The sequence below is a fragment of the Psychrobacter sp. TB15 genome (genome assembly GCF_000511655.1).
In the GTDB taxonomy this organism is placed as follows: Bacteria; Pseudomonadota; Gammaproteobacteria; order Pseudomonadales; family Moraxellaceae; genus Psychrobacter; species Psychrobacter submarinus.
This window is the reverse complement of record NZ_AYXN01000030.1, coordinates 84882-92628: the sequence shown is the minus strand read 5'-3', so window position 1 is coordinate 92628 and position 7747 is coordinate 84882. Positions and strand designations below refer to the sequence as shown.

The window sequence follows — 7747 nt, the reverse complement described above, 5'->3', positions numbered from 1 at the left end:
CTTAGATTAACACATGAAGTGCAATACCAAATGCAAGGTGAAAAAAAGACCTAGATGCGCTAGCATCAAAGTTTTTATCCACCGACCAAAGTGAGATTGCAACCATGAGCTATACACATCTAAGCCTAGGTGAACGATACCAGATTTATGCCCTTAAAGGGGCAAAACATAGTATTAATTTTATAGCGAGGGTGTTAAACAGAAGTCCCAGTACCATATCAAGAGAGCTTAGGCGTAATAAAAGCCTACGAGGTTACCGAGCAAAGCATGCTAATAACAAGGCTTGTGACAGACGGGCTAACAACGCCACAACTATTGTGACTGACCTCTGGGCATGGGTGACAGACAAGCTTAAAGAGAACTGGAGTCCTGAGCAAATATCTGGCGTTCATGCTGGTATCAGTCATATGAGCATTTATCGCTATATTTGGCGTGATAAGAGGCAGGGCGGTACATTGTGGCAGTGTCTCAGACGTAAAGGAAAACCATACCGGCAGCGTCTAACCGCTGAGACTCGAGGCCGTATCAATGACAGAGTCTCGATTCATGAGCGCCCTTGTATTGTTGAAGAACGCTCACGTATTGGAGATTGGGAAGCGGATACCGTTATCGGTCAGCATCACAAGCAAGCGATTGTCACGCTCGTTGAACGTAAAACGGGGCTGCTGAAGATGAAGCGTGTGGGTCATAAAACAGCACAGCAAGTATCAGAGGCAATGATAGAACTCTTAGCGCCAGTGAGGTTGCAGGTTAAGACCATTACCTCTGACAATGGTAAAGAGTTTGCTCAGCATAAGAAGGTGAAACAAAAGCTCTTTAGCCCTTTCTTCTTTGCCGATGCTTATGCGTCATGGCAGCGAGGAACCAACGAGAATACCAATGGCCTTATCAGAGAGTACTTGCCTAAGGGTTGTGACTTTAGACAAGTCTCTGATAATGAAATACAGGACATTGAGAACAAACTAAACAACAGACCAAGAAAACGATTAGGGTTTAAGACGCCTATGCAGGCGTTCTATAATATTAATTAGCGTTGCACTTGGTGTGTTAATCTAAGTCATAAGGGTGTGCCAGCTAGCATCAGTTTATAAAAGTATTTAAACAAAAATAGCCTAACACATAATAATCTCATTTAAACCCACTTAAACCTGCCTAGACTATGGCACGCCGTCTATAAAATAACAGCCCAGGAATGGACAAGCCCAGCACCAGTCCTGAGGTCACAAACAAGGCTTCGAATAAATACACCATCATTTGGCTAAATAACTCGTCTGAAAAGCCAAAGTAACCAATCTGCACCATACTGACCATTGCCTTATAAGCGGCGATACCTGGCATCATACAGATGACACTTGGGGAGATTAACGCTTTGGGCGGTAGGGTGTATTTTTTAGAAAAATACACGCCCAAAAAGCTGGCGAGCATCGCGCCAAAAAAGCTGGCCACCACCAGATGTATATGCTGATAGACAAGCGCTGTTTTAAGTCCGAATCCCAGAGCGGTCATCAGCAAACACGGCAAAATATAGCGTTTGGGCACGCTAAACATCAGCGTCCAGCCAAGGGTAATGATGCAAGACAGCACAACGGTCTCAATAAACCACATCTAAAACCCCCAGTGCTGTATGCGTAGTAACACCAGCGCCATGACGATGCCAACGCACGCGGATAAGGTCAGCATATAAGTAAACACCGCCCGCCCAACGCCGATATTGACATAGCCCTTTAAGATGTCGGATAAGGAGTTGATCAGCGGAAAGCTTGGAATCAGCAGCAACACGCTAGAGGCCACCGCAATATCGGCATTATTGCCAATATCAAAATAATAAGTCGTCGCCCCGATCAAGGAGGCGATAAAAGCGGTAGCAATAACGGTGATAAAAGGGTTAAAGTGATGCTTGGACAAATAGATACGAGTAAACATCGCCACCATACCCGCGATAAAGGTCACCGCCGTAATCGACCAGCTGCCGCCATTCAAATAAGCAAACGCCGCACAAGAAGCGCCGACAAATATACTGACTAGCCATGTCGGATACACGGTTTTATCCAACTCATCAAACGCAAGGGTTGTGCGGTCAATCAAATCATTATTATTGATAGTGGCTTCGGTTTTATTGACGATTTGCTGGATTTGCACCAATAAATTGACATTGATGCTTTGGTTGATGGTGTCTCGGGTGGTGGTGATACAGCGCTCATTACAGATAGTCGTCAAAGTGATCGCATTAAAATTTAGCGAACACTCGACGCTACTCATTCCCAATGCAAATCCCAAACGCTTCGATAAGTCCACTACCACGGCAGACTCAGCGCCATACTGCATAAGCAGTAAGCCGCAGCGCACGCAGAGTCGAGTAATGCGCTGTTGCTGTACGTAGCTGATAGAAGTCATTGGAGGAATATGCATATTGGCTGCGATATCGATATGGATAGAGGTAAAGATAGCATAACTTGCCTTGCTTATTTGCTACTATTATAAAGCGTAAACCACTGTCACAAGGAGAATAAAATGCATATCGCTATCTTAACGCTGACTTTTGCGCTACCTGGCTGTAGCTCACTCAAAGAAAAGCGCCAACGTATGGGCGGCCTGCACGCACGTTTTGGCAATACGCCAAGCGTTGCGGTGTGCGAAAGCGGTGAGCGTGATCGGCATGACGCCAGCGAATGGACATTCGTTATAGTCGGATTATCCAAACGGGACACCGAGTCGCAATGCAGTCAGATCGAAGAAAAAATAGAACGCACGGTGGATGCAAGGATAATGAATGTGGAGAGGGAGTATGTTTAGTTGAAGTAGGTCAGTGATATATACAGTTTTAGTTATAAACTAGAATTCAGGTTAGATTTACGGTTTTCTTAAAATTTCACAGAAACTAACCTAACCCGCATTTGCCCCATACCTCTACATAATTACTGTTTTGCAAACTCTACAAAGTTGATAGACGGTAAAATAACTGGCTTAATACCAGACTGTAGAGTCAGATTAGAAATAAAAGCACGGAGATACGGAAATGCAATAGCAGGTGCATTTACTTTAGGAAAATGAGAATTTTTAAACTCTTCTGTCATAGCTATATCTAATTCGAAGTTGAAGCTAGCCTGAACTTGAAGGTTAAACTCTTCATCAGCTATCGATACATCGAAGATGACCTCAAACGCTTCAGACTCAATAAATTCATTGCTGACTTTAAGCTCTAACGTGCTTGAGTCTTTGTAATTCGTAAAAGACACTGTCTTTTTACATGACATAGTCATATCTAAAATTTGCCAGTGTTTTAACTGTATTTTCATATCTAGGCTGCCAAAAATAAACTATCATCTTGTATTTCGTCAAATACTACTAGTTCTTCCGCTAAAAAGACTTTTTCTACTGATTGGCAATTTCCATATTCAATATTAACTGTATATAATGAACCATCAATAAAGCCATATTTAGATATAGAAAGTTCATAAAGTTCATGAGCATCTATATTCTCAAAATAACTGTCAATCTTACTTTTAACATCTGATAGTTTCATAAAATTTTTCCTGTTTTAATAATAGAACTATTAGATAAAAGCTTATTAGGATCGTACACTGAACAAATAGTGCAGTTGCTAGTCCTTAAGTTGATTCTATATATTCTTTCTTGCTCAAATTTTATATAAAAATTACCTTTTACAGCTTCTAAAGGAAATACTTTCTCATTTCTAGCTAGGTTTAGTAGAAATCCATCGTAGAATGAAGGTTTTTTCTTAATACTTTTTATTTTTTCTATATATTTTTCAGCTAAGTATCCTAAGACCTCAACCCCTTCTTCAACTGTCAAGTCTAAAAATTTTTCCTCTTCCACTTGAATCTGAGACTCTATTACAGAGTAATTTTTATACTTATGAGTTTTAGATGTGTTATCCCACGCTTGGCATTCAGCCCATTTTGCAGCTAAAGTCGTGGTATCACTATTTAGCCCTTCTACAAAGAAATAAACTCCATCTCCCAACCACTCAGTGTTACCAACAGATTTATTGAAATTAGAATTTAAAATATTATTAGCTGAAGAGCTATCTGTTCCGTGGTGACCTAAGAATGAGACCATAATATAGAAAAAGCCATTAGGTTTAAATTGGAATTTAGTCTTGTTATATCTAATAGATCTAAAGTGTTGAAGTATTATTATACTCTTAATAGGACGTTGAAGTACAATTATTACATAAATATAGTAGAGAGATGAGTATCTATAACAATATTTTGTTGGTTGACTGTTCAACAAGTTACCTAGCGGTGAAGAGTTGTTATAGATATGAAGTGTTATTACGAATATCACTCGTATCCAATTTTCTGTATGGAGTAAACCCTCTAGTTTGGATATAAGTGAACCCAACAAAAAAAGGCTACTCCCAAAAGAGCAGCCTTTAAATTATTCTCTAACAATTAACTAAACTAACCCGCCTCAGAAACCACCTGCGTAAGCATCGGCTTCAAAAACTCACCCGTGTGTGAGCCTTCGACCTCTGCGACCTCTTCTGGCGTACCCTCCGCGATAATCATGCCGCCGCCTTTACCGCCTTCAGGGCCAAGATCAATCACCCAATCCGCGGTTTTGATAACATCCAAGTTATGCTCAATGACCACGATGGTGTTACCTTTATCGCGTAGCGCATGCAGGATATTGAGCAGCTTATCGATATCATGGAAATGAAGACCCGTCGTCGGCTCATCCAAGATATATAGCGTCTGTCCCGTGTCGCGTTTGGCAAGCTCACGTGCAAGCTTGACCCGCTGCGCTTCACCGCCCGATAGGGTCGGTGCAGACTGACCCAAGCGAATGTAGCTCAGTCCCACATCCATCAACGCTTGCAGGCGACGATAGATCGCTGGAATCGCCGAGAAGAACTCAGTGGCGTCCTCTACCGTCATCTCGAGCACGTCAGCGATGGTTTTGCCTTTATAGTGAATCTCTAAGGTCTCGCGGTTATAACGCTTGCCTTCACAGGTGTCACACGGCACATACATATCCGGTAAAAAATGCATCTCAACTTTGATGAGACCGTCGCCTTGGCACATCTCACAGCGTCCGCCTTTGACGTTGAAGCTAAAGCGCCCAGCTTTATAACCACGTGCGCGGGCTTCTGGTGTCTGGGCGAACATCTCACGCACAGGGGTAAACACGCCCGTATATGTTGCAGGGTTTGAGCGTGGGGTACGACCAATTGGGCTTTGATCGATATCGACCATTTTATCCAAATGCTCAAGACCGCTAATGCTGTCATGCTTATCCGCGATAAGGGTAGACGCATTGTTTAATTGTGTGGCGGCGATAGGCATAAGCGTACGGTTAATCAGCGTTGATTTACCAGAACCCGATACACCCGTGACACAAGTCATCACCCCAACGGGCAGGCTCAGATCGACGTCTTTTAGGTTGTTGCCTGAGGCGCCTTTGAGCTCGATAGTCATCGGTACCTTTTTAGTTTTAGCTTTCGCTTTACCTTTACCCTCGACCTCTACGGTTTTGGCTTTATGCCGCACTTTTGGTATCTCAATGCGTTTTTCGCCCGACATATATTGTCCGGTGAGCGAGTCTGGCGTTGCCATCACTTCATCGACCGTGCCCTCGGCGATGATATGACCACCGTGTACGCCAGCCCCAATACCGATATCGATGACGTGATCCGCTTGACGAATCGCATCTTCATCGTGCTCAACGACCAGTACGGTATTACCTAAATCACGCAGGCGTGTTAAAGTTTTAAGCAAGCGGTCGTTATCACGCTGATGCAAGCCAATGGATGGCTCATCAAGGACATACATCACGCCCATCAGACCTGCACCAATTTGACTGGCCAAACGAATACGCTGCGCTTCACCGCCGGATAGGGTTTCGGCAGAGCGTGCTAGGGTTAGATAATCGAGGCCAACGCTGACCAAGAAGTTTAAGCGCTCGTTAATCTCTTTAAAGATCTTCTCGGCCACCTCACCTTTATGACCGTCGATCTTTAGAGTCTTATAATAGTCCGCCGCGTCGCCAATGGAGAGCTTGACGATTTCAGCGATGGTTTGTTCATCGACACGCACGTTACGCGAGATTTCATTGAGGCGAGCGCCATCGCAAACGTTACACGTGGTGTCAGCCAGATACTTTGCCAGCTCGTCCCGCACTAAGTTGCTTTGCGTTTTGGCATAACGGCGCTCAAGATAGGGTAGTACGCCTTCAAAAGGAACGGTTTTATTGGTTTTACGTCCGCGCTCATCGGTAAAGTTAAAGGTGAGCTTCTCTTTACCTGAGCCGTGCATGATCAGCTCTTGCTGCTTTTTGGGCAGCTCCGTCCACGGCGTATCCATATCGATATTAAAATGGTTACAAACGGTGGTTAGCAGCCCAAAATAGTACGAGTGGCGCTTATCCCAACCGTTAATCGCGCCTTGATTGAGCGTCTTATCAACATGAGTAATGAGCTTTTCAGCAGCGAAATACTGACGCTTACCGAGTCCATCACAAGTTGGGCAAGCACCGTAGGGGTTGTTAAAACTAAACATGCGCGGCTCAAGCTCAGGTACAGCGCGATCACAAATCGGACAGCTGTGCTTGGCAGACATCACTTGATTATCAGAGCCGCCCTCAGTAGGATTACCATCCATAAAGTGCAGCGTCACTAGACCTTGTCCCAAACGTAGCGCGGTCTCCAAACTCTCAGCGACGCGGTTACCTAAGTTATCACGAACCTTAAAACGATCGACGACGACTTCGATGGTGTGTTTTTTCTTTTTATCGAGCGTTGGTAGCTCGTCAGTATCATAGACATAACCATCGACGCGTACGCGTACAAACCCTTGACCGATCAATTGCTCAAGCAGCACTGTATGCTCGCCTTTACGCTCACGCACTACTGGCGCAAGGATCATAAGCTTGGTCTCATCGGGGAGTGCCATAACCTGATCGACCATCTCGGTCACCGACTGCGCCACCATAGGTTCGCCATGCTCTGGACAATAAGGCGTGCCGATACGCGCGTATAATAGACGCAGGTAATCATAAATCTCAGTGATCGTACCGACCGTTGAGCGTGGATTATGGTTGGTCGATTTTTGCTCAATAGCAATTGCCGGTGATAAGCCTTCGATGCTATCGACTTCAGGCTTTTCCATCTGCGATAAGAACTGGCGTGCATAAGCGGACAGACTCTCGACGTATCGGCGTTGTCCTTCGGCATATAGCGTATCAAAAGCCAAGGACGATTTACCAGAACCGGATAAACCAGTAATCACCACGAATTTATCGCGTGGGATATCAAGATCAATGTTTTTGAGATTATGAGTACGTGCGCCGCGTATTGCGATATGGTCATGGGCCATCGGTAAGGGGTTTCCTATTTTCTAAAGTGGGTCAGCAGTTCATAAAACCAACCAACAATTGTAAATTTAAAAAGTAAATAATGTTAAGTCATAATAAAATAGATAAATAAAAGGAAAAAGCAGTCAAAGGCTTAACTATTTTTTAAACCCTATTCGCTTTCATTAATTAACAAAAGTCTATCTTTGTCAGTTAGGGGTGAATAGCCAACCTGTATTTATATTTTTACGATAGCTATTGAGTAAGTTTGAAACGGCTGCATTTCTAAGTAAACGAATAATTATCAGCAAGCCATATTCGTAGCAGAACAATAAGTAAAAGAACAATGCTATCAACGCTTTACTTTATAGTCACGATTAGGCGATTATTCAAGTCAGGGACACGTATTAAAGAAGGTTGGTAACAAAACTAT

Annotated in this window: 8 protein-coding genes; 2 read left to right on the top strand and 6 right to left on the bottom strand. The window is 43.6% G+C overall.

Features of this window, described 5'->3' with window-relative positions; genetic code table 11:
* Window positions 1-104: 104 nt before the first annotated feature.
* Window positions 105-1031, top strand: a complete 927-nt coding sequence (locus W234_RS13795) for an IS30 family transposase (RefSeq protein ID WP_025643743.1) — start codon at window positions 105-107, stop codon at window positions 1029-1031.
* A gap of 121 nt (window positions 1032-1152) precedes the next feature.
* Here W234_RS13795 and W234_RS0106875 read toward each other — a convergent pair whose 3' ends face one another.
* Window positions 1153-1605: a threonine/serine exporter family protein gene (locus W234_RS0106875; protein ID WP_025645976.1), complete on the bottom strand. Its 453-nt coding sequence runs from the start codon at window positions 1603-1605 to the stop codon at window positions 1153-1155.
* Window positions 1606-2394, bottom strand: coding sequence for a threonine/serine ThrE exporter family protein (locus W234_RS0106870; protein WP_025645975.1), 789 nt, complete (start codon window positions 2392-2394; stop codon window positions 1606-1608).
* 117 nt (window positions 2395-2511) lie between these two features.
* On the opposite strand from W234_RS0106870, the gene W234_RS0106865 reads away from it, so the two are divergent.
* Window positions 2512-2793 carry a DUF503 domain-containing protein gene (locus W234_RS0106865; RefSeq protein WP_025645974.1) on the top strand — a complete coding sequence of 94 codons (282 nt, stop codon included), beginning with the start codon at window positions 2512-2514 and terminating at the stop codon, window positions 2791-2793.
* Between the two features lie 122 nt (window positions 2794-2915).
* On the opposite strand, the gene W234_RS0106860 is transcribed toward W234_RS0106865, so the two are convergent.
* The 4 genes from W234_RS0106860 to uvrA form a co-directional block, all read right to left on the bottom strand.
* Entirely contained in the window at window positions 2916-3296 is a 381-nt protein-coding gene (locus W234_RS0106860; RefSeq protein WP_025645973.1) for a protein-export chaperone SecB, read from the bottom strand.
* Window positions 3297-3298: 2 nt separating this feature from the next.
* Complete coding sequence (locus W234_RS0106855) at window positions 3299-3523, bottom strand: hypothetical protein (protein ID WP_025645969.1); 225 nt, start codon at window positions 3521-3523, stop codon at window positions 3299-3301.
* Window positions 3520-4080, bottom strand: coding sequence for a hypothetical protein (locus tag W234_RS0106850; protein WP_037059225.1), 561 nt, complete (start codon window positions 4078-4080; stop codon window positions 3520-3522). The genes W234_RS0106855 and W234_RS0106850 overlap by 4 nt, the downstream gene beginning before the upstream one ends.
* Before the next feature lie 344 nt (window positions 4081-4424).
* Window positions 4425-7337, bottom strand: coding sequence for an excinuclease ABC subunit UvrA (gene uvrA, locus W234_RS0106845; protein WP_025645965.1), 2913 nt, complete (start codon window positions 7335-7337; stop codon window positions 4425-4427).
* Between the last annotated feature and the right edge of the window lie 410 nt (window positions 7338-7747).